The organism is Arthrobacter sp. R4 (assembly GCF_051365025.1).
Lineage (GTDB): Bacteria > Actinomycetota > Actinomycetes > Actinomycetales > Micrococcaceae > Arthrobacter.
The window spans coordinates 343,409-369,299 of sequence record NZ_JBLWIJ010000008.1; the positions used below are offsets into that span (position 1 = coordinate 343,409).

Sequence of the window (25,891 nt, forward strand, 5' to 3'; positions counted from 1 at the left end):
GCACGGCTAAGGCCCGCCCCGCGTGCTTCCCCCAAGGAAAGCGCGCAGGACGGGCCTTTGAGCGGGCTGCAAAGACGGCGGCTACAAGACGGCCAGGAAAGGCCGGTTAGTGTTGCTGTGCTGAAACTGTTGCCTAGACTCCGGCCGCAACCTTGTCCGCCGAGGCATCGGTGATGTCCTGGGTTTCGAACGGCATGTCGTCCAGGTCGATCAGCGGGTTATCGTCCTGGGTGGCCACCAGTTCCCTGGCCTCAGCCTGGGTGTCCACGCTGGGCATGGAGCCGGGCAGGGGACGCTGGGCTGATTCCTTCAGGAAGTAGATCGCGACGGCGCCAATCAGGGAGGTGCCCATCAGGTAGTAGGCGGGCATCATGTCGTCCCCGGTCGCGGTGATCAGCGCTGCCACGATGAACGGGGTGGTGCCCCCGAAGATGGCCACGGCGAAGTTGTAGGCAATGCCCATGGCGCCGTACCTGTTTGCTGTCGGGAACTGCGCCGGCAGCGCCGAGGCAAGGTTCGCAACATAGAACGTCACCGGGAAGGCGATCAGGGAAAGGCCGGCCAGTGTGGACCAGACCTCGCCGATGCCGATCAGCAGAAACGCCGGAGTTGCCAGCACCACGGTGCTGATGGCACCGATCCACAGCACAGGGCGGCGGCCGATCCGGTCAGACAGCTTTCCCGTCAGGGGAATGCAGAGGCTCATGATGACCAGCACGGGGATGGTCAGCAGCGTTCCGTGGACGGGGTCGTAGCCCTTGGATTCAGTGAGGTACGTCGGCATGTAGGACGTCAGGGCGTAGCCGGCGGTGTTGGCGGCGGCCACAAGGATCATGGCCACGATAAGCGAACGCCAGTAGGCCTTCACGATCCCAACAGGACCCTTAGCAGCGTCGACGTCAGCTGCGGCCGCATGCTGGCCGAGGGATTCCTGGGCGTCCAGGGTTGCCTGGAACTGAGGGGATTCCTCGATCTTGTTCCGGAAGTAGATAGCGATCAGGCCCAGCGGACCAGCGATCAGGAACGGAATGCGCCAGCCCCATTCCTCCATGGCGGTCTGGCCAAGGGTCAGCTGCAGGACAGACACCAGCGCGGCACCCAGGGCGAACCCAAGGTAGCTGCCCATGTCCAGGAAGCTTGCAAAGAACCCGCGGCGCTTATCCGGGGCGTATTCGCTCACAAACGTGGTGGCACCGGCGTATTCACCGCCGGTGGAGAAGCCCTGCACGAGCTTGAGGATCACCAGCAGCGCAGCGGCCCAGATGCCGATCTGCGCATAGCCGGGAAGCAGTCCGACGGCGAAGGTGCTCGCCGCCATGAGCATCAGTGTTGCGGCGAGTACTTTTTGCCGCCCCACCTTGTCGCCGAGCCAGCCGAAGACCACACCGCCGAGTGGACGGGCGATGAAGGTGGCGGCGAACGTTCCCAGCAGGAACAGCGTCTGGACGGACTTGTCGGCCTCGGGGAGGAAGACTGGCCCCATGGTGGTGATCAGGTAGCCAAATACGCCGACGTCGAACCATTCCATGGTGTTACCCACGATGGTTCCGCCGAGCGCCTTTTTCAGCATCGGCTGGTCTACGACGTTCACATCGGACTCTTTGAGCCGTCGACGTGTCAGAATCCTTGGTTTCCGCCCACTGGGTGGTGCGGGTGGCATTACATTGTTGGTTCCGCTGGCGCTGGTAGCGCCTGCTGAAGAGTCGGTCACGCTTCGGTCTATGGGCATTTGGGCGACTCCTATGGAGGTCATTTGCTTGCGACTTGTAGCTGCCCCGCTCTGGGCAGGCCTTCAATTTTACGCGAATTCTGTGGCAATTCAGAGTTCGATGCCGTAAGATCACCTGTTTCAGGGCATTTTCAGGCTTTGTCATCTGATTTCTTTTCGCCGCTCTCGCCGCGCCATCACTGGGAATCCGGCGGGTGTGTGCCATCGTTATGCAATCTTTTTCTTCAGCGCGGGTTTTTGGCTGCTTTTGATGGCCGATCCGCCACTAAAAGTGACGCCCGCCACGGCAATTCCGGAAGGTCCGGGCAAGTTTGGAATCCAGGGAGACCCGGCAATCCGGGGGTTCACAAGCCGGGCGCATGCTGCCTATTGTTGTGGCATGGGAATACTGATTTTTGAGTAGGCGGACGCCTGCGGCCCGGATCTCTGGCCCCGTCCACGCTGAACTCGCCAGACAAGCAAATCCTCCTCAGAAAGGTTCCACCCATGACTGAACAAAACACTCCCGGCAACGACGCGTCCTCCGCGGCCCACGCCGAGGGAGCAGCGGAGAACGCCGACGCCAAAGGCATCCGTGCAGGTCTCACCGAAGCGCAACGGGCCATGCTGGCCAGTAAGTCCCGTGGCGGCGACGCCGGACTGCAAAGCGTCGGCAAGAGCCACAAACCGACCCATGCCAGTGGTAAGCAAGGGCCGGCCCAGAAGAAAGTCCGCTGGTAGCCCCGGCCCGGCAAGGCACGTCAGACCCACTGTCGGTAACACTTCATTTCACTGCGGAAAGGAAGAAAATGGCTGAAAAACATGCTGGAACCAAGATCGAACCGGAGGTCGCGGACCATATCGCCGCGGCCATGGACACGCCAGCCATGCCAGGTCCGGCCACCATCGCCGTGACCACTGCCATGGTTGGGGAGAAGCGCTGGCCTGACGGAAACGGCAAGCGCCGGCATCCCAAGGAACACGGTTCGGCACCAGGGCGGATGGGCCACGAGGCCGCCATCACGGCTGTGCACCGGACCAGCCGCCCGCAGATGCCGCACTCCTCCTAGGGACGCGCATCTGACCTGACGACATGGAAAAGACCTGGGGACGCCCGAATTCGGGGGTCCCCAGGTCTTTACTGTGTCCCAGGGTAAATTGACGCCTCGCCAGCAGCAGCGCCGTCGCTAAACTTCCGTCACCACCTCGTCCACGTTTTTGTCCAGCCGCCAGCCGCGCCACACCGGATGCCTGAGCTTCCCAGCGCCCGTCCAGTCACCAAACGTCACCTCACCGACCAGCCGTGGACTCACCCACCGGGCGTCCGAGGCGTCCTCGCGGGGCACGTCGTTGAACGGTGACGTCTTCCGGGCAAGATCGTCCATTTTCCGGCGGAGTTCCTCAAGTTCACGCAGGCTGAATCCGCTGCCAACCCGGCCCACGTATCGCAGTTTGTTGCCTTCCGGGATGCCGACGAGGAGCGAACCGACCGAACTCCGGCGCCCGCCCTTGCCCGGTCGCCAGCCGCCCACCACCACTTCCTGGGTCTGCTCCAGCTTGATCTTGATCCAGGTCCTGGTCCGCTGGCCGCTGACATACCGGCTGTCCGTCCGCTTAGCCATGACGCCCTCGAGCCCCAACTCCTGTGCGCTTTCGAGGATGTGCTCGATCCGGTCGTCCAGGACTGGGGACAGCTCCACGGGGCAGGCCGATGGCTCGTGAAACTCCTCCAGCCGCTGCCGCCTTTTGTCGAACGGAAGGCGGCGGAGGTCCTTCCCGCCGTCGAACAGGAGGTCGAAAAGCATCAAGCGGACCGGGATTGCGATACGTGCCCTGGCGACGTCGGCGGGCCGGGTCAGTTTCATGCGCCCCTGGAGCACGCCAAAGTCGGGTTTGCCGGAAGGCCCGACGGCGATGATCTCACCATCGGCGACGAATGGCCGGTCCGGCCAACAGGTCCGGTCGGTGAGCTCGGGATAGGTTGCGGAGACGTCGTTGCCATTGCGGCTGAAAATGCGGATCTTCTTTTCGTCCGCGACGATCACGGCGCGGACGCCGTCCCATTTGAGCTCAAACTCCCAGTCGCTGCCTTGAAGATCTGCGGCGGCACCGGCAGTGGCCATCATGGGAGTGAAATCTTCAGCGCGGATCGCTGGTGCATGCTCCCCGTCTTCCTTCGCCTCGGACTCCTCGGACTCCTCGGGCCCCTCGGGCTCCTCCTCTTCCGCCGGTGCCTTCCGCGGATGGAAAGTGTGGTGGTCCTTGTCCATCAGGTGGATCAGCCACTGCCCTTCGGAATCCTTGCCCTGCCCACGGCCGGTATGGATTAACGCGAACTTCTTGGTTCCACCCAGGCCCCCGCCTTCGGAACCGGTCAGGGTGGCGATGACCTCCCGGCCGTTGATCCATTTCTCGAGTTCGTAGGTTCCGTGGTCCCAGATGGTGACTTCCCCGGCGCCGTACTGCCCCTTCGGAATGGTGCCCTCAAACGTGGCGTAGTCCAGGGGATGATCCTCGGTCTGGACCGCCAGGTGGTTTTTGCCGCCGGTCTCCGGAACGCCCTTGGGCAGGGCCCAGGACACCAGCACACCGTCGTACTCCAGTCGGAAGTCGAAGTGCAGCCTACTGGCGTGGTGCTCTTGGATCACAAAGGTGTTTCCGGTTCCCTCAGCGCCTGTGAAAGGTTCCGGCGTCGCGCTTGGATCGCGCATCGAACGGTACCGTTCCAAGCGGGGATGAGCGCCGCCGTCGTGCTGGTCTTCTACCGCGCTTCCCGGGTGCCCGGCCCCGGTTCCGGTGCCGAGGGCGGCGAAGGGGTCTTTGCCCGCCTTCACCCGCCGCATCACGGCTTTGTAATCCAGATGTTGGAGGTTGGGGGAGCTGAGCTCCCGCCAGGTCCGCGGAGCAGCCACCGTGGGGGTGTGCCGGCCGCGGAGGGAGTACGGGACGATGGTGGTCTTGGCCGCGCTGTTCTGGCTCCAGTCCACCAGGACCTTGCCCTTGCGCAGCGTCTTCTTCATGTCGCTGACGGCGAGATCGGAATGGTCGGCCTCAAGGGCCCTGGCCAGTTCGTGGGCAAAGTCAGAAATCTGCTCCGATGTCTGGGTTCCGTCCAGGCCGGCGTAGAGGTGGATGCCCTTGCTGCCACTCGTCACAGGGATGGGGTCCAGTCCGACGTCCTGCAGGATGGCCCGCGCCAGGAAGGCCACCTCCACGCATTCCTCCAGGCCGGCACCTTCGCCGGGATCCAGGTCCAACACCAGGCGGTCCGGATTCAGCTGCTTGCCGTGGGAATCGACCTTCCACTGCGGCACGTGGATTTCCAACGAGTTGATCTGGCCGAACCACGTGAGGGTGGCGGGATCGTTGACCATGGGGTAGTAGATGGTCCGGTCCTTGTGCGTGATGGCGGCCCGGGGGAGCCAGCCTGGCGCCGAGTCCTCCAGGTTTTTCTGGAAGAACACTTCGCCGGGTTCCGCCGCGGTGCCCACGCCATTGACCCACCGCTTGCGGGTTGCCGGGCGGCTGGCCGCGGCCGGGATCAGGACGTGTGCCACGGCTGCGTAGTAGGCCAGGACATCGGCCTTGGTGGTGCCGGTCTCCGGATAGATGATTTTGTCCAGGTTGGTCAGGGTCAGTTCCCGCCCCGCCACCCTGACACGTTCCTTAGCACCGGCCAAGGGTCTTCACCTCCGGCCCCGTGTGCGGTTCACTTGAGGCATGAGAGCCATCTGGAAAGGTGCCATCGCGTTTGGCCTGGTCAACGTGCCCGTGAAGGTCTACAGCGCCACCGAGGACCACGACATCAGCCTCCACCAGGTCCACAACGCCGACGGCGGCAGGATCCGGTACCAGCGGCGCTGCGAGGTCTGCAGCAAGATCATTGATTATTCGGACATTGAGAAGGCGTTTGAGGAGGGTGGCCGGACCGTTGTCCTGTCCAAGGACGAGCTCAAGTCCATTCCGGCGGAGAACAGCCACGAGATCGAGGTGGTCCAGTTTGTCCCGTCGGAGCAGCTGGAACCCATGATGTTCGAGAAGAGCTACTACTTGGAGCCGGACTCGAAATCGCCCAAGGCGTACGTCCTGTTGCGCCGGGCCCTTGAGGACACGGACCGGGTGGCCATTGTCCAGTTCGCCCTGCGCGAGAAAACCAGGCTGGGGGCACTGCGTATCAAGGATGATGTGCTGGTGCTGCAGTCCCTCCTGTGGCCCGACGAGGTCCGCGAAGCAAACTTCCCGGCCCTGGATGAATCCGTCCGCATCTCGGCCCAAGAACGCGAAATGTCCGCGGCGCTGGTGGAGTCCATGGCCGCCGATTTCGATCCGGACCATTTCACCGACGATTACCAGATCCAGCTCCGGACGCTGATCGAAGCCAAGTTGGAAAAGGGCGACTCCCTGGATACTGACGAGACCTTCGGCGTGGAAGCCGGCGAAGGCGGCAAGGGCGAGGTCATCGACCTGATGGAAGCCCTCAAGCGCAGCCTGGACCGGAAGCGAGGGGGCGCTGCGGCGCCCGCCGCCAGCGCCGGCGAGGACGAAGAGGCCGAGGAAGAGGCGGACACCGGAACCAAGGGTGCTGCCGCCAAGTCCACCGCCGCTAAATCGAGGGCCGCAAAGTCGGGTACATCCAGTACTGCGAAATCCAGCACGGCCAAATCCAGCACGGCCAAGTCCACTGCCGCCAAAGCTGCCGGGACTAAGTCCACTGCAGCTAAATCGACCACGGCTAAAACCAGCGCCACCAAGTCCACCTCTAAGACTGCCAGTGCCAAGCCTGCGGCAAAGGCCACTACGACGCGGGCGCGTAAGGGTGCTTGATCCTTTATCGCGTAGGCGCGGCGGTGCAAGCGGCCCTGACGCTCCGGGCAGTCGAACGGCTGGTGCGGAGATGGCGGCCGCCTAGGAGTTCCGGAGCGCGGAGATAAGCTCGCTCTTCTTCTTGGCGGAGTAGCCCTTGAGGCCTATTTCTTTGGCCTTCGCTTTGAGCTGCGGAACGGTCCAGTCCTCGTAGTCGCCTGACTGTCCGCCTTTGCGGCCCACAGAAGAGCGGCCTTTCTTGGCTGCCGCGTTCGAAATGCGGGCTGCCTTCTGCTTGGACGCACCGTCCTCCCGCAGTTCCTCATACAGCTCGGGGTCCTTCAGGCTCGGGTTTTTCTTCCCTGGCATGTCATCCTCCTTCAAGCAGTGTGGGTAAGGCGTGCCCAGCAGTTGGTGGTCTCTCATCCTGGGATCGGACGTCGCAACCACTGTCTTCGCTGGTCAGGCTTCCACGCTATGTCCGGGCCTGTGGAAAAACAAGGAAACACTAAGGCTGCTTGCTTTATGGATCCGCACGCAGCTCCCGGCGCTTTACACCCCGGCCGGCTGCGGCCACAATGGGTCGCATCACAGCCTCCACTGTTTGCACAGCGTGCTGTCACTCAGAACCTGTCACAGGAGAGGGACACCGACATGAATGACACAACGGACGTCAAAGAGGCCGACCGTGCATTGAAGCAGAAGCACCGGGCCATGTGGGCTTCGGGGGACTACCCCGCACTGGCAAGCGAACTGATCCTGGACCTCGGCGCCATCCTGGTTGAGGCGTGTGGAGTCAAAGCCAGGCAGCGGGTCCTGGATGTTGCTGCCGGGGCAGGCAACGCTGCCATTCCTGCGGCCATGATGGGCGCCCATGTGGTTGCCGGTGACCTGACACCGGAAATGTTCGACGCCGGCCGCCACCAGGCAGCCGACCGTGGCGCAGAGCTTGAATGGGTGGAAGCCGACGCTGAGGCCCTGCCGTTCGGGGACAACGAGTTTGATGTGGTGATGTCATGCCTGGGCGTCATGTTCGCGCCCCGACACCAGGCCGGTGCGGATGAAATCGTGCGCGTATGCAAGCCCGGCGGCACCATCGGCCTGCTGAACTGGACTCCCGAGGGGTTCATCGGAAAGATGTTCGCCGTCATGAAGCCGTTCGCACCCCCGCCGCCACCCGGGGCATCACCGCCGCCGCTCTGGGGAACAGAGGACCACGTGCGGGAGCTGTTCGGGGACAGGATCACTGACATCAAGGCGGAGAAGCGCACGCTGGTCATCCACAGCTTCCACCAGCCCGAGGATTTCCTGCGGTATTTCAAGTCCCACTACGGCCCCACCATTTCGGTGTACAAGTTCATCGCCGAGGACGAAGAAAAGGTCAAGGCCCTGGACCAGGCCCTCACGGAACTTGCCGACTCCTTCGGCGATGCCCATGGCGACGCCGCGTGGCAAATGGAATGGGAATACCTGCTGCTCACGGCAAGGAAGTCCAAATAATGCCAGGAAACCACGTGGCGACCTCCACAGTCACCATCGATGCGCCCGCGAGCCGCGTCTGGCACGTCATCACAGATCCGGCCGCCGTGAAGGAATTTATGTTCGGCGCCGACCTGGTCACGGACTGGACAGTCGGTGGGCCCATCCTGTGGCGCGGAGAGTGGGAGGGCAAGCCTTACGAAGATAAGGGCTACATCCTCGAAATCGAACCTGGCCAGAAACTGGTCCACACGCATTTCAGCCCGCTCGGCGGTGAGCAGGACGCGCCTGAAAATTACCACACCCTGACGTGGACGCTGGAGGAGACGGACGGCAGGACGCAGCTCACGCTCTCGCAGGACAACAACGCCACCGAAGAGGCGGCCGAGCACTCCCAAGGCATGTGGGACATGCTCGTGGCGGACGTCAAGAAAATCACCGAACGCGGCTAACCCCGCCCAACTAGGTAGCAGCAGATGTCGTTATGGGCGCTCATAACGACATCAGCTGCTACTTAGTTGGGAAGTGGGACGCTTAAAAGCCAGCGGCCGCCGTCGTGCCCGTTCCCACAGGGGGAGGGGCACGACGGCGGCCGTCGGCACTCTGCCAGTCGAACGACTCTGCTAGTCGAACAACACGGCTACTTACGCGTCGTGATCCGTTTCCAGGATCTTCACGAGGCTCTCCAGGGCGTCGTCCGCGCCGGTGCCCTCGGCGCGGAGCACCACAACATCGCCGTGGGAGGCACCCAGGCTCATCAGGGACAGGATGCTGGCGGCGTCCATGGCTTCGTCGGCCGGCTCGCCTTCACGGGCGATGGTGATGTCGAGGTCGTACTCGCCGGCGGCCTCTGCGAAGATGGCGGCGGGGCGGGCGTGCAGGCCTACTCGGCTGGCGACGGTTGCGGTGCGTTCTGGCATTTTTGCTCCTTTTGTCTTTCGGCGCACTGTTGGTTTGGCGCCGTTGTTACGTTGTGGTTGAAGCCGGGTCAGACCGTTACGGGAACGGACTCCACGGTAGCAGCGGGTTCGCGGACGGCCCAGCGCTTGAGTGCAATCACTGACAGGGCCGTCACGACGGTACCTGCCACGATTGCGACCACGAACATCAGGAAGTTGTCGATGGCGAAGAACACGAAGATGCCGCCGTGGGGGGCCTTGGATCCAACAGCTGCCGCCATGGAGATGGCGCCCGTGACGGCTCCACCCAGCATGCTGGCGGGGATAACGCGGAGCGGGTCGGCAGCGGCGAACGGGATGGCCCCTTCGGAGATGAAGGAAGCTCCCAGCAGCCAGGCGGCCTTACCGTTTTCGCGCTCAGCCAGGCTGAAGCGCTTCTTGTCCAGGACCGTCGATGCCAGGGCCATAGCCAGCGGCGGCACCATACCTGCAGCCATGACTGCTGCCATGATCTGCCACGGAGCCTGGTTGTCTACCGTGGCGGCACCCAGGCCGGCGACGGCGAACGCATACGCGACCTTGTTGACCGGGCCGCCGAGGTCGAAGCACATCATGAGGCCCAGGATGACTCCCAAGACGATGGCGCTTGCGCCGGTAAGGCCGGACAGCCACGCGTTCAGTCCATCGGTGAGGGACTTGATGGGCCCACCGAGGAAGAGGAACATCGCGCCTGATGCAACGATCGAGGCCAGCAACGGAATGATGACAACAGGCATCAGGCCGCGGAGCCAACGGGGCACGGCCCAGCTTCCAATCACGTGGGCGATGTAACCGGCGAGCAGGCCGCCAACGATGCCGCCGAGGAAGCCTGCACCCATGAATCCGGCTACGGCACCGGCGACGAAGCCGGGTGCAATACCTGGCCGGTCGGCGATGGCGTAAGCGATGTAGCCGGCCAGCGCAGGGACCAGGAAGCCCATGGACAGGGCGCCGATCTTGAAGAGCACGGCACCGAGGTAGGCGCCGAGCGGGCCCCAAGCGTTATCAGGGAATTCGGTGGGCAGGTTGAAGAGGTTGTTGTCCACCACGATCGCGTCGGCGAAATCGGTGATCAGGTAGCCGCCCATCAGGAAGCCAAGGGCGATCAGCAGGCCGCCACCGGCGACGAACGGGATCATGTAGCTGACGCCCGTCAGCAGGGCTTTCTTCAGCTTCTGGCCGATGTGCTCACCCTTTTCGGTGGCCTCGTTCTCGGCCTGTTCCTCCGCCCCGAAGTGGGGGACGCGGCGCGCATTCGGATTATCGGCTGCAGCGAGTGCTTCCTGGACCATCTTGGCGGGCTCGTCGATGCCGCGCTTGACGGGTGCGTTGATAACGGGCTTGCCTGCGAAGCGCTCTTTGCCACGGACGTCCACGTCCACCGCGAAGATCACGGCGTCGGCGGCGGCGATGACCGCGGGGTCCAGCGGCTTGGCGCCGGAGGAGCCCTGGGTCTCAACCTGCAGGTCAACACCCATTTCCTGGGCAGCGGCGACCAGCGAGTCGGCGGCCATGTAGGTGTGGGCGATGCCCGTGGGGCACGCGGTTACAGCGACGATGCGCTTGGGGCCTGCGGCTGCGGTGCCAGCAGTGCTGGTTGAGCCTGCCGTAACAGCTGCCGGCGCAGCATCGGCAGGAACAGCACCTGCGTGGGCTGCCGGCTTGTCCGCCAGTGCGCCGTCCACGAGTTCAACGATTTCCTCACGGGAAGATGCATTGCGCAGGGCTGCCGTGAAGTCCTTCTTGATCAGCGAACGGGCAAGCTTGGACAGCAGCTTGAGGTGTTCCTGGTCTGCGCCGCCGGGGGCGGCGATGAAGAAAATCAGGTCCGCCGGGCCATCCTTGGCGCCGAAGTCCACTTTGGGGTTGAGGCGGGCCATGGCAAGGGTGGGAACGGTGACCGCCTCGGAGCGGCAGTGCGGGATGGCGATGCCGCCCGGGATCCCGGTGGCGGTCTTTTGTTCGCGGGCAAAGGCATCGGCAAAGAGGCCTTCGACTTCGGTGGCGCGGCCAGCGGCAGCTACTTTGCTGGCCAGGTGCCGGATCACGTCCTCGGGCGAGTTGCCCAGGTTCTGGTCGAGCTCGACCAGTTCGGTGGTGATGAGCTGAGTCACTGTCAATCCTTTCGAAGGGCCGTGATGGTTACGGCATCCGGGGTGGTTTGGTGGACTGCCGGGACAGTGGAACCCGGCAGGGAGGCGGCGGCGGCACCGTGTGCCACAGCCTGGCGGAGGCAATCGGCCGGGGCGGCGCCCTGGCCGTGGGCGAGCAGGTAGCCGGCCAGCGACGAATCGCCTGCGCCGACCGTACTGACCGCGGCGACCGGCGGATGCGTGGCCAGCCACGCGCCGTCGGCCGTAACCAGGACAGCTCCCTTGGATCCGAGAGTTGCCAGCACAGCACCCACACCGGAACGCACGACGGCGGCGGCGGCCGCTGCGGCGGCCTGCGGATCCGCTTCGAGTTCGTCTGCGGTTGACGCCGTGGCGAAACCGGCTGCTGCAGCCAGTTCCGCCAGTTCCTCGGCGTTGGGCTTAAGGAGGTCCGGCTTCCCGGACACACCGTCCTGCATCACACCATCCGGCGAGGTGCCGGTAACGGCGGCCACGAGCGGCCCGCCAGAGGAGTCGACGGCGATGAGCGGCACACCGCCGTCGACACCGGAACCTTCACCAGCACCGGCGATACCACGCAGCCGCCGAGCGACGGTGGCGTAGAAGTCGGCCGGGAAGCCCGGCGGCAGGGAACCTGCCAGGACTACCCAGCTGGCGCCGCGGGCGCGCTCCAGTAGCAGCATGATCAGGGCTTCCTGCTCTTCTGCGCTCAGGACCGGCCCGGGCTCGTTGATCTTGGTGGTGACGCCGCCCGGTTCGGTGAGGGCCACGTTGGTGCGCAGTGGCTCGTCAATGGGCAGGGCGGCGAACGGGACGCCGTCGTGGTGCAGTCCGGCCAAGACGGGATCGCCGTCGCCGCCCGGGAGTACTGCGATGGTCTGCAGGCCCGAGGCGACCAGGGCCCGGGAAACATTGACGCCTTTGCCGCCGGATTCCTGGCTGACCGAAACGGCGCGCTGGACCTCACCGCGTTCAAGCGGGCCGGGCAGGGCCACCGTGCGGTCCAGGCTGGGGTTGGCTGTGAAAGTGACGATCATGCGATCACCACGTCAACGCCGGCCTCTGTCAGGGCTGCTGCCAGTTCCGGGCTGGGCTCGCTGTCTGTAATCAAGGTGTCCAGATCTTTCAGGGAGGCGAACTGGACCAGTGTTTCTGCGTCCAGCTTGGAGGAATCGGCCAGCACCACGATGCGGCGGGCCGAATGGACGAAGGCTGCCTTGACGGCGGCTTCTTCAGGATCGGGAGTGCTGAGGCCAAAACTGGGGTGGATGCCGTTCGTGCCGATGAAGGCGACGTCCGGACGCAGCCGGTGGGCGGCATCCACTGTTGCCTGCCCTACAGCGGCCTGGGTGAGGCCGCGGACCCGGCCGCCCAGGATCTGGAGGGCGATTCCGGGTGTACTGGAGAGCTTGGCGGCGATGGGCACGGCGTGAGTGATCACTACGAGCTCGGCTTCAGCTCCGGCCTCGGAAGGTTCGACGGCGGTGCGCCGGGAGAGCAGTTCAGCCAGGACTTCGGTGGTGGAGCCGGCGTCGATCAGGATGCTCCCGGAGGAGGTTTGCGGAACCAAAGCCATGGCTGCTTCGGCGATGCGCCGCTTTTGGTCGGGGCGCTGGACGGAGCGTTCGTTGATGCTTTCTTCGGTGGTGCTGAACCGGTCTGCCGCGACGGCACCGCCGTGGACGCGGCGAACTGTCCCGGCATTTTCCAGGGTTGCGAGGTCCCGGCGGACGGTTTCGGTGGTGATGCGGAAGCGCTCAGCCAGCAGGGTAACGCTGACCCGGCCGCTGCCGGCAACGAGCTCGGCAATCTTCTGCTGGCGCTCCTCGGCGAACACATACCCTCCGTTGCGTAAAGTCCTGCTGGATTCTTGAGTGACTGGCATCACACGATGTGGAATTACTTGACTTTATCTTTGTTTGTGTTGGTTTGTCAATGGAAACCCACATGAAACAAAGTACGCGGGAGCTTTTGTCCACTTCCAAGGAGTTAGCCGGGCTGGAAGTCGCCGCACCTGGACAAAATTTTTTGGGGTAGCGGGGCAGTGAAAAGCCGGGCCGGACCGTTGTGGTCCGACCCGGCTCGTGGGGTTCATGGTGTGGCGCTTTCCGTCCGGAGGCTACAGGTTTCCGTCGCGGCTTTCGTTGCGCGTGATGCGTTCTCCCGTGTTGGGGTCCACTACCGAGCGGGTTTCGCTCACCCTCCGACTGCGTCCCGGGGAGGCCAGGATCAGCGAGGCGATGAGCCCGATAACGCCTACCGCCATCAGGATGTACCCGATCAGTACCTGATCTACGAAGGGAATGAGCCCCGGTGCGATGGCCCAGGCCAGGATGGCGCCGATGGCGATGAGGAAGATTGAAGAACCGATTCTCATGACTTGCTCCTTATTGTCCGCGGATTGTGGGCGGTACTTCTGGAACTGCAGGACGTGCTCGTTTGTTTGCCAAGCAGGGCCAAGTTTTTTTTTTGCTAAGCATGCTGTCTGTCTAGCGTCAGGCTACAGCGCGGTGTGCGCTGATTCAATGACCGGGCAGGGGTGCGGCGTCGGTGCATCCGTGCGCCATTGCGCCGCAGGGCGGGCCTGCTGGTTAGGCTGATCCGATGGAAACAGTTGTGTGGTCCAAGCCGGAGGAAGAGCGGGCCGGCACGCCCCTGCTCGTGATGATGCACGGCTACGGCACCGACGAATCCCGGATGGCGCGGCTGGTTGACTACCTGCCCTCGGCGTTCACTTGCGCGGCACTGCGGGCACCCATGATCATCGGCGACCACTATGGCTGGTTCCTGCTGGACTACTTCCTCGCTAACGACTTCGCCGATGTCATCAGCACCACCAACAAGGTCCACGACTGGATCAATGCCGTAAGGGGCCAGCACAGCAGCGTGAGCCTGATGGGGTACTCGCAGGGTATGGCGATGGCCAGTACCCTGCTCCGCCTGCACCCCAAGAGCTATGAAACCGTGGTGGGGTTGTCCGGCTTCGTACTGGACAACGACCTTTTGGCAATGACTGACTCCTTTGACACCCCGCCGCCCTTCTTCTGGGGAAGGGACAAGGCGGACCTGGTGATCAATGACGATGCCATCGCCCATACCGAGGAGTGGCTGAACGCCAACACCCTGCTTACAGCCAGGACCTATCCCGGCATGGGGCATGCGATGAGCAAGGCGGAGATGGTGGATGTCAGCGCCTTCCTGCGCCATTACGTCCTCAAATAGGCCCTGCCCAGCCATCACATGGGCGTTGAATACGTCCTCGCACGAGTGTGGCTGGGGTCCGAGAGTTTCGTCACACTCCGTGGCCGGGAAAAAACAGTTGCGCGCTAAATTTGTAAGCGCTTACACTCGACTTCGGCCGTAATTCAACGGCCCTGGAACTGGGCGGAAGGAGATCTGCGGCGTGCACCTGTTCAACGTGCCCGTTTGCGCTGCTAAGCTGCCCGCCAGTTGCTGGCCTGCCCGTCAGGTTGCCCCTCGGTTTGTCACGGGACCTCACGGCGTCCATGATGGAAGAAGGTATTCATCAGCGCCCCTCCGGCCAGCCGTGGCATTCAGGCCCACGCCCCCGCGCCGCGCTTGCTGATCAGCGGACATCGTCGCCGCCCGCATCCAAAGCACTGCCATTCCATGCACCGCCATTCCATGCACTGCCTACGCCAGGCACCGCGCCCCGAGCCTGCCAGCCGTCTGAAAGGACACCGCACCGCGCATGACTGATCTTCTGACACAGCCCACCAGTTGGACCGGCGCCTCCGCCATTCTCTTCGACCTGGACGGAGTGCTGACCCCTACGGCCACTGTCCACGAGCAGGCCTGGCAGGAACTCTTTGAAGGCTACCTGGCGTCCCAACCGGAGGTGGCCGGCTACCGCGAGAGCGACTACTTCGACCACATCGACGGCAAACCGCGGTTCGACGGCGTCCGGGACTTCCTGTCATCCCGGGGCATTGTGCTTCCCGAGGGACCCACTGACGACGATCCCACGCACGCCACGGTGCAGGGACTCGGCAACCGCAAGAACCGAATCTTCAACGACATTGTGAGCTCCGGCGTGGAACCGTTCGAGGGCTCAGTGCGTTTCATCGAAGCCGCGCTGGCGCAGGGACTCAAGGTCGCCGTCGTCTCCTCTTCCCGGAACGCCCCGGCGGTCCTTAAGGCGGCTGGCTTGAGTGACCGCTTCCGCGTAGTAGTGGATGGTGTGGTGGCAGCTGCCGAAGGCTTGCCCGGCAAGCCCAGCCCCGCCACGTACGACTACGCGGCCCGGCTGCTGGATCTTCCCAGTGAGGAATGCGTAGTGGTGGAGGATGCCGTGTCAGGTGTGCAGGCCGGCCACGCAGGATCTTTCCATTCCGTGATCGGGGTGGACCGCGGCGCCGGCAGGCAGACGTTGCTGGATGCCGGAGCCACCATGGTGGTCAGCGACCTCGAGGAACTCCTCTAGCCCACTGAACCCAGCCAGCCGGTGAGCCCCGGCTGTTCCCCGACAGCCAGCTCCGCCGGTCCTCGCGCGGCACCCTGGCTCCCAAGCCGGCCCGCACAACCAAACCCTCAGTGCATGCCCGCAGCGGGCATGCACAAAGCACCCCCAAGCCGGATGAGACCCGGCTGCACAGCACAACGCCAAAAGGACCCCAACACCATGGCTCTTATCACCGCGGACCGCGAACGGTTCCCCAACACCCCCTGGCAGCTTGTGGAAACGCGCCACGAGCCGGGCAACGCGGGTACCCTGGAGACCCTTTTCGCGCTGGGCAACGGGCACCTTGGCATTCGCGGCGCCCATTGGGCAGCTGCCGACGCCGACCTGCCGGGCAGCTTCATCAACGGCCTGCACGAAATCTGGGACATCAAGCATGCCGAGAACGCCTTCGGCTTCGCCCGGACCGGGCAGCGGATCATCTACATCCCCGATGCGAACAACTTCACGGTGATCATCGACGGCGAGACACTCAGCCTGGCCGAGTCGGCAGTGCTGGACTACCGCCGCTCGGTGGACTTCGCCACCGGTATCTATGAATGCCGCATCACGTGGCTGTGCCGCTCCGGGGCCACGGTCACCACCACCGAGCGCCGGGCAGTGGGCTTCGCCTCCCGCGGCAGCCTGGGCATCTCCCTGGAGGTCTCGGCAGACCGGGACGTGTCCGCGGACGTCACGTCCTCGGTCATCAACCGCCAGGACCAGCCGGTGGAGGACCACTCCGAGCACGACCCGCGCCGCGCCGGCCGCCACGCAGGCCGTGTCCTGCTGCCGTTGCGGCTCGAGGGCGGCGACGGCTCGCTCCGCCTCTCCTGGGAAGCGGCGGAATCCAAGCAGCGCGTGGGGATCGCCGTGGACCACTGGACCTCCGCCGGCCACCAGCCGTTCGACACCCTGGTTGACCAGGACGACAGCAGCGTCCGGTACGTCCTGGCCGTCGGCGCCGATGAGCCTTTCCGGCTTGAGAAAATCGTCAGCTACGCCGCCGGCCGTGGCGTCCAGGACTCCGGACGGGACGCGGCGGAAGTAGCCGAAGAGGGCCTGCGCTCAGTGGAGGACATCTTTGCTGAAAGCCGCGAGCACTACAGCGACTACTGGGCAACCTCCGACATCGTGGTGGGTGGCCAGTCCGAACTGCAGCAGGCCATCCGCTGGAACCTGTTCCAGCTGGCCCAGGCCACAGCCCGCGCCGACGTCGCGGGCATCCCCGCGAAGGGAGTCAGCGGCTCCGGCTACGAGGGCCACTACTTCTGGGACCAGGAGGTCTACCTCCTGCCCTACCTGACCTACACCAACCCCGAGGGAGCCCGCCAGGTCCTCGAATTCCGTCACGAGATGCTCCCCACGGCCAGGATCCGCGCCAAGGAGCTCAGCGTCGACGGCGCGCTGTTCCCGTGGCGCACCATCAACGGGCTCGAAGCCAGCGCCTACTACGCGGCAGGCACCGCGCAGTTCCACATTGCGGCGGCCATAGCGTTCGCCACCAACCGGTACGTCTGGGCCAGCGGCGATGCGTCCTTCCGCGATGGAATGGGTGCCGAACTGCTGATCGAGACAGCCCGCATGTGGATCTCCTTGGGCTTCTTCGGCAAGGACGGACTCTTCCACATCCATGGCGTCACCGGTCCGGACGAGTACACGGCCGTGGTCAACGACAACCTCTACACCAACGTCATGGCGCGCTTTAACCTGCGCGCCGCCGCGGCCCTGGACCACACCGAGATCAGCGACGACGAACGCCAGCTCTGGGCAGCCGCGGCTGACCGCATGCAGCTTCCGTTCGACGAGCGGATGGAAGTCCACTCCCAGGACAACGACTTCATGACCCTGGAGCCCTGGGACTGGACCACGCCCCGGTCCAAATACCCGCTGCTGCTGCACTTCCACCCGCTGGTGATCTACCGCCACCAGGTCCTCAAACAGGCCGACACCGTCCTGGCCATGTTCCTGCAATGGCAGGACTTCACGGCCGAGGAAAAGCGCCGGGCGTTCGATTTCTATGACCCCATCACTACCGGCGACTCCACCCTCTCTGCCTGTGTCCAGGGGATCATGGCCGCAGAGGTGGGCTACCCCAAGGCGGCGCTGGAGCACTTCACCAATGCTGTGTTCATCGACCTGGACGACACCCACGGCAACACGATCGACGGCGTGCACATCGCGTCCACCGGCGGCGTATGGAGCTCGCTGGTCTGCGGCTTTGCAGGCCTCCGCGACCAGGGCCCTGTGCCGTACTTTGATCCGCGCCTGCCCGCTGAATGGGAAAGCCTCGCTTTCCACCTCAAGCTCCAGGGCCGCCTCCTGCAGGTGCAGCTCGACGCCGGCTCCCTCACCATCACAGTGTCCGAGGGCCAACCGCTCGACGTCGACGTCCGCGGCGAACTGTTCAGCGTAGGCGCGGAACCTGTCCGCGTGGCGCTCGCACCCGTCCAGGTTCCCGAACCCACGGTCTTCCCCAGCGGACCGCCGACGGCGAGCGTTCCCGTGGTGCGCGCCCGCGCGTAGCTGTCAATACACCTTGCCGGCGCTCCCGCCCAAGCCGCGGCATTGAGTATCTAGGCGACCGCCTATTTAGGTGCCTAGGACCAGGAGCCAAGAGGCGGCAGGAGACTGACACTGTGCACGTCAGTCTCCTGCCGCCGTCGTGCGTTCCACTTCGGGGACCCGGTCCAGCGGGTGGTCCAGCTCATCCTGGGGCATCTTCGCGACGATGGACGCGACCACCGCCACGATGGGGCAGACGCCGCCCGCCACCAGGAAGATCAGCCAGATGGGGAGGACTTCCGCGGCGGGCCCGGCCAGTGCCATCGACACCGGCATCAGGGCGAGCGACACAAAGAAGTCCAGGCTGGATACCCTGCCGAGCAAGTGGGGCGGGACGCGCCGCTGCAGTAGCGTGCCCCAAATGACCATGCCCACGCTGCCGGTGGCACCAAAGACGAACAGTGCCGCGGCCAGGGCCCAGAAGTTGTCCATGATTCCGACGGCGGCCAGAGGCAGCGAGCCCACGCCCCAGGACGCCATCATCACCGTGAGATACCGCCGGGGCAGCCGCAGAGACGCAGTCACCAGCGATGCCGCCGCACCGCCGACGCCCATGATGGCGAGCAGGAAACCGAACATGCTGGAGTCGCCGCCCAGCTGGTCGCGGACCACAAATGGCAGCAGCACTTCGATGGGGCCGATGAGGAAAAGCACTGAGATACAGGCCCAGAGAAGGGTCCAGAGCAGCCAGGGGGTCCGCAGGGTGTAGGTGATGCCTTCTCGGAGGTCGTGGAAGAAGGATGACTTGGCCCGCTGTTTCCCGGTCATTCCGCTGATGCGTGGGCCGGCTTCGGATCCGTTAGCGGGTGCGTCCAAAGCATGCTGGCCCAGGAAATTCAGGATGATGAAGGCCATCAGGTGGCAGGCTGCGACACCCGCGACCGCATGCGTGGGCGACAGTGCGGCCACCAGGACGCCGGCGAGGGCGGGCCCGGCCGCCTGCTGGAGGGTGGGACGCATGGTCCCCTCCATTCCATTTGCCGCGAGCAGGTCCTCGGGCGGCAGGATCCGGGGCAGGATAGCCGAGTAGGCGGGGAAGAAGAATGCCGCGCCGACACCCAGGACAAAGGCGCCCACTGCAAGGTGCCAGATCTCCAGCCAGCCGGCGATGGATAGGGCGGAGATACCAGCGATAACGGCCAGGTTGGCGCCCTCCACGGCGATAATCAGGAGCCTCTGGGGGAAACGGTCAGCCGCGATGCCTCCCGCGAGCACAAACGCGACCAGGCCCACGCTTCCGCCAGTGGCAACGAGAGAGAGCTCCAGAGGGCCGCCGCCGAGGTGGATCACCTGGTAAACCATCGCGACAGCCCACATCCCGGATCCGAAGATGGAGATGGCAAGGGCTGCGATCAGGACCCGGTACTCACGGTGCGCAAAGGGCCGCAGGGCTTTGGGGGTGGGCATAGGGTAAGTCTAGGCTTTGGCGGGATATCGGGGGGTACTGGAATGCAGCCTGGAGGGTTAGATCAACAGCCGGCGCATCGGGGCGGGCCGCAGCACGGGCAGAGGCAGCGGCTCGCGGTGGTCACCGGCGCCGGCCGGGGTTTCGGTGCGGCGCTCGCCCGGGAGCTTTCGGCAGCGGGATGGCTTGTGCTGGCCGTGGTGCGGCAGGCCTCCGGGCCGCCGGCGTTGGACGGGCTGCCGGGGGTTCAGGTGGTGATCCACGATGTCAGGTCTGATGACCTGTCCGCCGTGGTGGACGCGGTGCGCGGGCGGCCGGTGGACGTCCTCATTAATAACGCGGCCCAGGGGGCGGCACACCAGCGGCTCGGTAGCGTGGATGCGGCAGGTGTCCTGAACGCCGTCGACGTGAATGCGGCCGGACCCCTGCGCATGGTGCAGGCGCTCCTGCCGCAACTGCTCTCCTCTGCTGACCCGGTCATTGTGAACATCACGTCCCGCCTGGGGTCCGTGTCGGCCCAGGCGCGCGGGGACTTCGCACGCCTTTCCACAAGCTACGCGTACCGGGTGTCCAAGGCAGCCCAGAACATGGTGACGGTGTCGCTGGCGCAGGATCTTCAGGGGCGGGTCCGGTGCTGGGCTGTCCATCCCGGCAAGCTCGCCACCGGGATGGGCCAGGCCGACGCCGTCAAGCCCCCGCGTGTTGCGGCGCGGGAGTTGCTGGAACTGCTTGAGTCAAACGAACGCCGATCGCCGAGATTCGTCTCGCTCGGTGCTCCCGATCTGGACTGGTGAACGTTGGAAAGCACTCCTGCCGGGTCGTGGCGGCGCAGCCTGGCATTCGTAGGCGCCAACCATGGCCTTGCCCTGCATCCGGTGAATGCCAATGGCGAACAGGTTCCGGGCGAAGCAGCCAGCTGTTTTGCCTCCTTCTGGATGGCGGAATGGTCGCGCTGGGGAACCGGTAATGCGCTGATCATTGCGACTCTGCAGGGATGGCGCAGTTACGGAAGCAACGAATACTTCGCCGCCACGCTCGCCACTGAACTGACCCGGTACTTCCCAGAGGCAGCCAGGTTCCCGCTGAGCGGGATCTCGCACACCCAGGACGAGTTCGACGTCGATCTGGACCTTGAGCACGGATTCCGCGCCACCGGCCGCAAGGCTGAGCTGGAGCTCGCAGGGGTCCTGGACCGCAGGCACTTTTCCCAGCCCGATTTCCAGCTCGGGTCCAACTCCGGGGCCCTCAGCAATGTTTATCTGCCATGCAGCAGCGGCCGGCTGGCCGAATTCGGGGTGGAGTGGCCCGGCGCGCCGAGCGTCTACCCTGGACCGCGGGGGCCGTCGTCGTCCGGGTATATGGCCGTGGCCGAATCCTGGGTGATGTAGGGGACCAACAGGGGTTGGCCTAGTGTTAAGCAACCTTAGTATTTAGGTACGGCAGCGAAGGCTGCCGCGGACGAAAGCAGAGGTGACCATGGCCAAGCGCAGCAATCCCGCCGTGCGGATCGCACAGGAAACCGCCCACAACGCGGTGTTCGACGCCGAAGGAAAGCCGAAACCAGGGGTGCACAACGTGCTTCTGAGGGCGGTGGAGATCCAGCGGCCACTGGTGTTGGCCTACATCCGCCGAGTGCAGCGCAAACAGCCCCACGCGTCCGCGGCACAGCTGGCCGTCCGGATTGAACGCGACTACCTCGCGGCGGTCACCGGCGGCGGCGCGATCGTGGGCGCGACGGCCGTTGTGCCCGGAGTCGGAACTGTCGCTTCGCTTGGACTTTCTGCTGCCGCTACTGTCGGTTTCCTCGAGGCCACAGCCCTCTATGCGACGTCGCTGGCGGAACTTCACGGCATCCGCCTGACCAACCCGGAAAAGGCCAGCACCATGGTCATGGCCATCATGCTGGGCGAGGAGGGGACGGCACTGCTCGGCACGCTAAGCGGCCAGGCGATGGGCAGGGGTGCGAGTCCCACCAAGGCGTGGGGGAACGTGCTCTCGAAGTCCATCCCGGGCTCCGGTTTCGGCGCCGTCCGAAGCAGGATCCAGAAGGCGTTCCTGAAGAGCCTGCTGAAGCGCCAAGGCACGGCCTTGTTCGGCCGGGCGTTGCCATTCGGCATCGGTGCCGTGGTAGGCGGAGCAGGAAACCTGATGATGGGGCGGGCCGTGGTGGCGAATGCCAAGGAGGCTTTCGGGCCGATGCCGGATACGATTCCAGGGGAGCTCAAAGCCACCGGCGCGGGCCCGGACAACCTCACTCTGGAAGGCAACAACCTTGGACCTCAACGCTGATCTTGGCGAATCATTCGGCTCCTGGAACATGGGGGACGACGCCGCGATGTTCCGCCTGGTCACCAGCGCCAACGTTGCCTGCGGCTTCCACGCCGGAGACCCTGTCACCATGCTGGACAGCTGCCGCGCCGCCTTCGAACTGGACGTCACCGTGGGGGCCCATGTTGGCTACCGGGATCTGGCAGGCTTTGGCCGACGCTCCCTGGACATGTCCTTTGACGAGCTTTTCGGTGACGTCCTCTACCAACTGGGCGCCTTGGACGGGGTTGCGCACGCCGTCGGGGCGTCGGTGGATTACGTGAAGCCGCACGGCGCCCTCTACAATCGCCTCGTACACGATGAAGAGCAGGCATCGGCCGTGGTTGCTGCCATTCAGGCCTATGACCCCGGGCTGCCCATTCTGGGCCTGCCGGGCTCGCAACTGCTGATCCAGGCCAAGGACGCTGGCCACCCCGTTTTTGTGGAAGCCTTCGTGGACCGCGCGTACCAGGCCGACGGCACGTTGGTGCCGCGCTCGCAGGCTGGTGCCGTGCTGCACGACGTCGACTCGATCGTTGAGCGCGCGGTGCGCCTTGCCGTGAAAGGCGAGGTGGTGGCCGTGGACGGGACAGTGGTTCAGGTCCGGCCCGACTCGCTCTGCATCCATGGCGACACTCCAGGTGCAGTCGAAATGGCCGCGGGCGTCCGCTCAGGCCTCGAAGCCGCTGGTGTGCAGTTGGAGTCGTTCGCGTAATTTGGGGAGCTTCAGACAGAGTTACTTGCCGGAGCACTTCCTCGGGCATTAGCCCTCAGGCAAGAGATGTTCGGGCGGGACGTCCCGGCGCAGGGCATCATCGGGCCCGGGCGCCTATGGGCAGGACGTCTCAACGCAGGACATCCCAGCGCAGGCCCTCTCCGGGCAGGGCTTCATCGGGCCCGGGCGCCTACGGCAGGACATCTCGACGCAGGACGTCTCAACGCAGGACATCTCAGCGCAGGCATTTTCGGGGAGGGGCTTTAGCGGGGTTGGGCGCCTACGGCAGGACATCTCGACGCAGGACGTCTCAACGCAGGACATCCCAGCGCAGGCCCTCTCCGGGCAGGGCTTCATCGGGCCCGGGCGCCTACGGCAGGACATCTCGACGCAGGACGTCTCAACGCAGGGCATCTCCGGGTAGGACACCCGCAGGCACGGCGGGGTTGTGTTCTTGGTCCGGGATCGGGCAGAGGATCTGGGGTGGCCATTGGGGTGGTTCCCAGTCTTGGTGTTCGCTTTGGTAGTGGCGGCCGGTGGGTGAGGTCCAGCCTGGTGGTTTGTCGATGCTGGCTTCGGTGGGTGTCCAGGCGGTGGTGTGTTTTAGCCGGTGGTGTTTGGGGCAGGGCTGGCCGAGGTTGCTGATGCCGGTGGTGCCGCCGTCGGCCCAGGCGAGGAGGTGGTCGGCTGCGTCGTCCAGGGACTGGTTCGAACAGCCGGGGAACGGACATTTGCCGTCCCGCATTCTCAGCCATTGGCGCATCGCGGCGGGGATCCGGTAGCTTTGGCGGCCGATCTCCAGCGGCGCCCCGTTCCGGGGGTCGGTCAGCACGCGGTGGAACGAGCCGGCGCCGTTGGCGACCAGGTTGCGGGCCATCGATGCCGGGATCGGCCCGTAACCGTCGAGGGTGGCTGGTTCGTCGGTGAGGCCCATCAGCGCGAACACCGGCACGGTCACCAGGACCTGCGCCGCCGGTGACGGGACCCGGCCCGCCATCAAGTCGTTGCCCGGCAGGACGTCGGCGGGGCCGCCGTCAGCCGTTGATACATCGACTGACGTATCGTCTGCGGCGCCCGAGCTGAGGAGCAGTTTGGCTGCGATGTCGGCGCGGAGCTGGGTCATGGTGCGGGTCTCGGCCGGGCCCTGGAGTGCCCGGGCGGTGGCGGTGATGCCGTTCCAGATCCCGGCTGCCCGGTCTGCGGGCAGGTAGGCCGAAAGCCAGGCCATGCCGTCCCGGTCCGGGACGTACTCCAGCCGACGGTCCAGCACGCTCCTGGCGTGGCGCTTTTCAATACTCACCGGGTGGTGCCGTTCCCGCCAGGTCCTGGCCTTGGCCCGGAACCGGGACGGGACCAGCTCACCGGCCGGGCACTCCCGGGCCCGGTCCGGCACGTCCGGGCCGAGGAAACGGGCCTCCAACGCCGCCGCACCGGCCGCATCCAGGCCGGTCGTTTCGTCGACCATGACCCGCGCGTGCTGCCACGACAGATCCCCGGACTGCAGCGCGGCCAGCGTCAGCGGCAGGACAGTGGTCAGCTCATGCGCCTGCGCCAACAGCGCAGAAGCCGAGCGTTCACTCACCGTCAGGGCACACGCGACCTCGGACACCACACCCATCTCCTGGGCCGTGTGTTCCCCCGGGCTCCTGACCGGGCCGTCCAGGGCCGCAGCCTTCCCCGCATACGCGGCGGCCAGGCGAACCCTGAACGCCGCAACCATCGCGTCCACCCGGACCGAACCGCCCAGCCCGTCCAGGCACGCATCGGCCTGCCCCCGCAAAGGATCACCATCCCCGGAACCCGTCCCGGAACCCGTCCCGGAACCGGGGCCACCCAGCCCCCGGCGCACACAGGCAGCAAACTCGGCAGCAGCAGCCTCGAAGGCCTCCACCGCCTCGTCAACACCCGGGATCCCCATACCCCCATCATCCAGCGACCCGCCAACAAAAACAGCCCAGCCGATCGCCTATGTGGATAACCCCGACCCCGCTACCCGAACCTCGGGACGTTCCGGCTGCGCCAGAGGGGCGGGTCAGCCGAAGACCAGATGCGCCGCGCTGAAGATGGCGAGCCCGGCCAGGGATCCCACCACGGTCCCGTTGATCCGGATGAACTGCAGGTCCTTGCCCACCTGGAGCTCGATCTTCTGCGACGTTTCTTCGGCATCCCAGCGTGCCACGGTATCGGTGATCACGCCCGCAATGTCCGAACGGTACGTCCGGACCAGATAGCCCGCCGCATCGCCGATCCAGGCATTGACCTTCCCGGCCAGTTCGGCGTCGTTGACCAAGCGCGAGCCGAAGTCACGGACGGCTGCCTTGAACTTCACCGTCAGTTCGCTGTCGGGATCGTCCACGGCCGTGAGCAGTGCGTTCTTCACTGTGCCCCAGGTCCGGGAGGCCAGTTCGCGGACCTCCGGATCTCCGAGGACCTGCGCTTTAATGTCCTCCGCCCGCGCGATCATTGCGGGATCATGCTGGAGGTCCTGCGCGAGGTCGTTGAGGTACTTGTCGATCGACTGGCGCACCTGGTGGTTGGGATCGGACTGAACGGCACGGGTGAATTTGAGGATCTCCACATAAACCTTGTCTCCCACGAGCCCGTCCACAAACTGCGGAACCCAGGTGGGCGAACGGTCCGAGACGAGCCGGGTGACGGTTTCGTGGTTGTCGTCCACCCAGTCGGCGGCACGGTCCACCAGCAGGTCCACCAGTTTGTGGTGGTGGCCGTCGGCGAAGATCCGCTCCGCCATCCGTCCCACGGGAGGTCCCCACGGCGGTGCCAGCAAATGCTTGCGCACCATTCCCTCGATAACCGCCTGGACGTCGTCGTCGTTCAACACCTTGAAGGCGCCGCGGATGACAGCGGCACCCTCCTTGGCCACACGCTCCGGGCCGCCGGGAGAGGCGAGCCATTCGCCGGCCCTCCGGGCAATGTTCACGCTCGCAAGCTTTTCCTGCACCACCTGCTCGGAGAGGAAATTGGTCTCCACGAACTCACCCAACGACGCCCCGATCTGGTCCTTGCGCCGCGGAATAATGGCCGTATGCGGGATCTTGATCCCCATCGGGTATTTGAACAGCGCCGTAACGGCGAACCAGTCGGCCAGCGCACCCACCATGCCGCCTTCGGCAGCAGCCCGGACGTACTGCAGCCACGGATACTCCTTCTGCAAAGCGAAGGCGAACACGAAAATAACCGCCATGGCGATGAGCAGGCCCAGTGCCAGAAGCTTCATTTTCCGCAGCGCTGCCGCCTTTTCGGCGTCACCGGCGCTGAGTTGATGGCCGACGACGGCGGCGCCCCCTTGGGCGGGCACGTCGGGCCGGGTGGGGTTCTGCCGGGTAATTGGCTCAGAGTTCACCTGCATGTGCCAAGCCTAGTCCCGCATACGATCC

General features: G+C 65.0%; 23 protein-coding genes. 12 read left to right on the plus strand and 11 right to left on the minus strand.

Annotated elements, in window-relative coordinates; genetic code table 11:
* Nucleotides 1-133 precede the first annotated feature (133 nt).
* Nucleotides 134-1,729 carry an MFS transporter gene (locus tag ACLKOZ_RS05580; RefSeq protein ID WP_436473438.1) on the minus strand — a complete coding sequence of 532 codons (1,596 nt, stop codon included), beginning with the start codon at nucleotides 1,727-1,729 and terminating at the stop codon, nucleotides 134-136.
* A gap of 486 nt (nucleotides 1,730-2,215) precedes the next feature.
* On the opposite strand from ACLKOZ_RS05580, the gene ACLKOZ_RS05585 reads away from it, so the two are divergent.
* Together ACLKOZ_RS05585 and ACLKOZ_RS05590 are read left to right on the plus strand one after the other, a co-directional pair.
* Nucleotides 2,216-2,449 carry a hypothetical protein gene (locus ACLKOZ_RS05585; protein WP_436473440.1) on the plus strand — a complete coding sequence of 78 codons (234 nt, stop codon included), beginning with the start codon at nucleotides 2,216-2,218 and terminating at the stop codon, nucleotides 2,447-2,449.
* A gap of 68 nt (nucleotides 2,450-2,517) precedes the next feature.
* A complete protein-coding gene (locus ACLKOZ_RS05590) occupies nucleotides 2,518-2,778 on the plus strand; it encodes a hypothetical protein (RefSeq protein WP_436473442.1) in 261 nt (86 codons plus the stop codon).
* A gap of 117 nt (nucleotides 2,779-2,895) precedes the next feature.
* On the opposite strand, the gene ACLKOZ_RS05595 is transcribed toward ACLKOZ_RS05590, so the two are convergent.
* Complete coding sequence (locus tag ACLKOZ_RS05595) at nucleotides 2,896-5,388, minus strand: ATP-dependent DNA ligase (RefSeq protein WP_436473444.1); 2,493 nt, start codon at nucleotides 5,386-5,388, stop codon at nucleotides 2,896-2,898.
* Between the two features lie 40 nt (nucleotides 5,389-5,428).
* On the opposite strand from ACLKOZ_RS05595, the gene ACLKOZ_RS05600 reads away from it, so the two are divergent.
* Entirely contained in the window at nucleotides 5,429-6,532 is a 1,104-nt protein-coding gene (locus tag ACLKOZ_RS05600; protein ID WP_436473446.1) for a Ku protein, read from the plus strand.
* An 81-nt stretch (nucleotides 6,533-6,613) separates the two neighbouring features.
* On the opposite strand, the gene ACLKOZ_RS05605 is transcribed toward ACLKOZ_RS05600, so the two are convergent.
* Complete coding sequence (locus ACLKOZ_RS05605) at nucleotides 6,614-6,880, minus strand: DUF7218 family protein (protein WP_436473448.1); 267 nt, start codon at nucleotides 6,878-6,880, stop codon at nucleotides 6,614-6,616.
* Between the two features lie 285 nt (nucleotides 6,881-7,165).
* Between ACLKOZ_RS05605 and ACLKOZ_RS05610 the strand changes: the two genes are divergently transcribed.
* Nucleotides 7,166-8,011, plus strand: a complete 846-nt coding sequence (locus ACLKOZ_RS05610) for a class I SAM-dependent methyltransferase (protein WP_436473450.1) — start codon at nucleotides 7,166-7,168, stop codon at nucleotides 8,009-8,011.
* On the plus strand, nucleotides 8,011-8,442 hold the full coding sequence (locus tag ACLKOZ_RS05615) for an SRPBCC family protein (RefSeq protein WP_436473452.1): 432 nt from the start codon (nucleotides 8,011-8,013) through the stop codon (nucleotides 8,440-8,442). The genes ACLKOZ_RS05610 and ACLKOZ_RS05615 overlap by 1 nt, the downstream gene beginning before the upstream one ends.
* A gap of 192 nt (nucleotides 8,443-8,634) precedes the next feature.
* On the opposite strand, the gene ACLKOZ_RS05620 is transcribed toward ACLKOZ_RS05615, so the two are convergent.
* From ACLKOZ_RS05620 to ACLKOZ_RS05640, 5 genes are all read right to left on the minus strand, one after another.
* Nucleotides 8,635-8,910 (minus strand): HPr family phosphocarrier protein, encoded by a 276-nt coding sequence (locus ACLKOZ_RS05620; protein WP_131133329.1) that lies wholly within the window; start codon nucleotides 8,908-8,910, stop codon nucleotides 8,635-8,637.
* 68 nt (nucleotides 8,911-8,978) lie between these two features.
* Nucleotides 8,979-11,042, minus strand: a complete 2,064-nt coding sequence (locus ACLKOZ_RS05625) for a PTS fructose transporter subunit IIABC (RefSeq protein ID WP_436473454.1) — start codon at nucleotides 11,040-11,042, stop codon at nucleotides 8,979-8,981.
* Between the two features lie 2 nt (nucleotides 11,043-11,044).
* Nucleotides 11,045-12,079: a 1-phosphofructokinase family hexose kinase gene (locus ACLKOZ_RS05630; protein WP_436473456.1), complete on the minus strand. Its 1,035-nt coding sequence runs from the start codon at nucleotides 12,077-12,079 to the stop codon at nucleotides 11,045-11,047.
* Nucleotides 12,076-12,879 carry a DeoR/GlpR family DNA-binding transcription regulator gene (locus ACLKOZ_RS05635; RefSeq protein WP_436473530.1) on the minus strand — a complete coding sequence of 268 codons (804 nt, stop codon included), beginning with the start codon at nucleotides 12,877-12,879 and terminating at the stop codon, nucleotides 12,076-12,078. The genes ACLKOZ_RS05630 and ACLKOZ_RS05635 overlap by 4 nt, the downstream gene beginning before the upstream one ends.
* A 282-nt stretch (nucleotides 12,880-13,161) precedes the next feature.
* Nucleotides 13,162-13,419, minus strand: coding sequence for a DUF6458 family protein (locus ACLKOZ_RS05640; RefSeq protein ID WP_337345576.1), 258 nt, complete (start codon nucleotides 13,417-13,419; stop codon nucleotides 13,162-13,164).
* 227 nt (nucleotides 13,420-13,646) lie between these two features.
* On the opposite strand from ACLKOZ_RS05640, the gene ACLKOZ_RS05645 reads away from it, so the two are divergent.
* From ACLKOZ_RS05645 to ACLKOZ_RS05655, 3 genes are all read left to right on the plus strand, one after another.
* Nucleotides 13,647-14,264 (plus strand): alpha/beta hydrolase, encoded by a 618-nt coding sequence (locus ACLKOZ_RS05645; protein ID WP_436473458.1) that lies wholly within the window; start codon nucleotides 13,647-13,649, stop codon nucleotides 14,262-14,264.
* 490 nt (nucleotides 14,265-14,754) lie between these two features.
* Nucleotides 14,755-15,486: an HAD family hydrolase gene (locus ACLKOZ_RS05650; protein ID WP_436473460.1), complete on the plus strand. Its 732-nt coding sequence runs from the start codon at nucleotides 14,755-14,757 to the stop codon at nucleotides 15,484-15,486.
* Nucleotides 15,487-15,684: 198 nt separating this feature from the next.
* Entirely contained in the window at nucleotides 15,685-18,027 is a 2,343-nt protein-coding gene (locus ACLKOZ_RS05655) for a glycoside hydrolase family 65 protein (RefSeq protein WP_436473463.1), read from the plus strand.
* 120 nt (nucleotides 18,028-18,147) lie between these two features.
* Here ACLKOZ_RS05655 and ACLKOZ_RS05660 read toward each other — a convergent pair whose 3' ends face one another.
* Nucleotides 18,148-19,473, minus strand: coding sequence for an MFS transporter (locus ACLKOZ_RS05660; RefSeq protein WP_436473465.1), 1,326 nt, complete (start codon nucleotides 19,471-19,473; stop codon nucleotides 18,148-18,150).
* 117 nt (nucleotides 19,474-19,590) lie between these two features.
* Here ACLKOZ_RS05660 and ACLKOZ_RS05665 point away from each other — a divergent pair, with 117 nt between their 5' ends.
* The 4 genes from ACLKOZ_RS05665 (at nucleotide 19,591) to ACLKOZ_RS05680 (ending at nucleotide 22,493) form a co-directional block, all read left to right on the plus strand.
* Complete coding sequence (locus tag ACLKOZ_RS05665) at nucleotides 19,591-20,265, plus strand: SDR family NAD(P)-dependent oxidoreductase (protein ID WP_436473467.1); 675 nt, start codon at nucleotides 19,591-19,593, stop codon at nucleotides 20,263-20,265.
* 3 nt (nucleotides 20,266-20,268) lie between these two features.
* Nucleotides 20,269-20,859, plus strand: a complete 591-nt coding sequence (locus tag ACLKOZ_RS05670) for a hypothetical protein (protein WP_436473469.1) — start codon at nucleotides 20,269-20,271, stop codon at nucleotides 20,857-20,859.
* An 88-nt stretch (nucleotides 20,860-20,947) separates the two neighbouring features.
* Complete coding sequence (locus ACLKOZ_RS05675; RefSeq protein WP_337345583.1) at nucleotides 20,948-21,760, plus strand: hypothetical protein; 813 nt, start codon at nucleotides 20,948-20,950, stop codon at nucleotides 21,758-21,760.
* Nucleotides 21,744-22,493 carry a LamB/YcsF family protein gene (locus ACLKOZ_RS05680; RefSeq protein ID WP_337350753.1) on the plus strand — a complete coding sequence of 250 codons (750 nt, stop codon included), beginning with the start codon at nucleotides 21,744-21,746 and terminating at the stop codon, nucleotides 22,491-22,493. The genes ACLKOZ_RS05675 and ACLKOZ_RS05680 overlap by 17 nt, the downstream gene beginning before the upstream one ends.
* A gap of 400 nt (nucleotides 22,494-22,893) precedes the next feature.
* Here the strand turns inward: ACLKOZ_RS05680 and ACLKOZ_RS05685 are convergent, their stop codons facing one another.
* Nucleotides 22,894-24,411 (minus strand): DUF222 domain-containing protein, encoded by a 1,518-nt coding sequence (locus tag ACLKOZ_RS05685; protein WP_436473471.1) that lies wholly within the window; start codon nucleotides 24,409-24,411, stop codon nucleotides 22,894-22,896.
* A gap of 114 nt (nucleotides 24,412-24,525) precedes the next feature.
* Nucleotides 24,526-25,863, minus strand: coding sequence for a DUF445 domain-containing protein (locus ACLKOZ_RS05690; RefSeq protein WP_337345586.1), 1,338 nt, complete (start codon nucleotides 25,861-25,863; stop codon nucleotides 24,526-24,528).
* Nucleotides 25,864-25,891 lie beyond the last annotated feature (28 nt).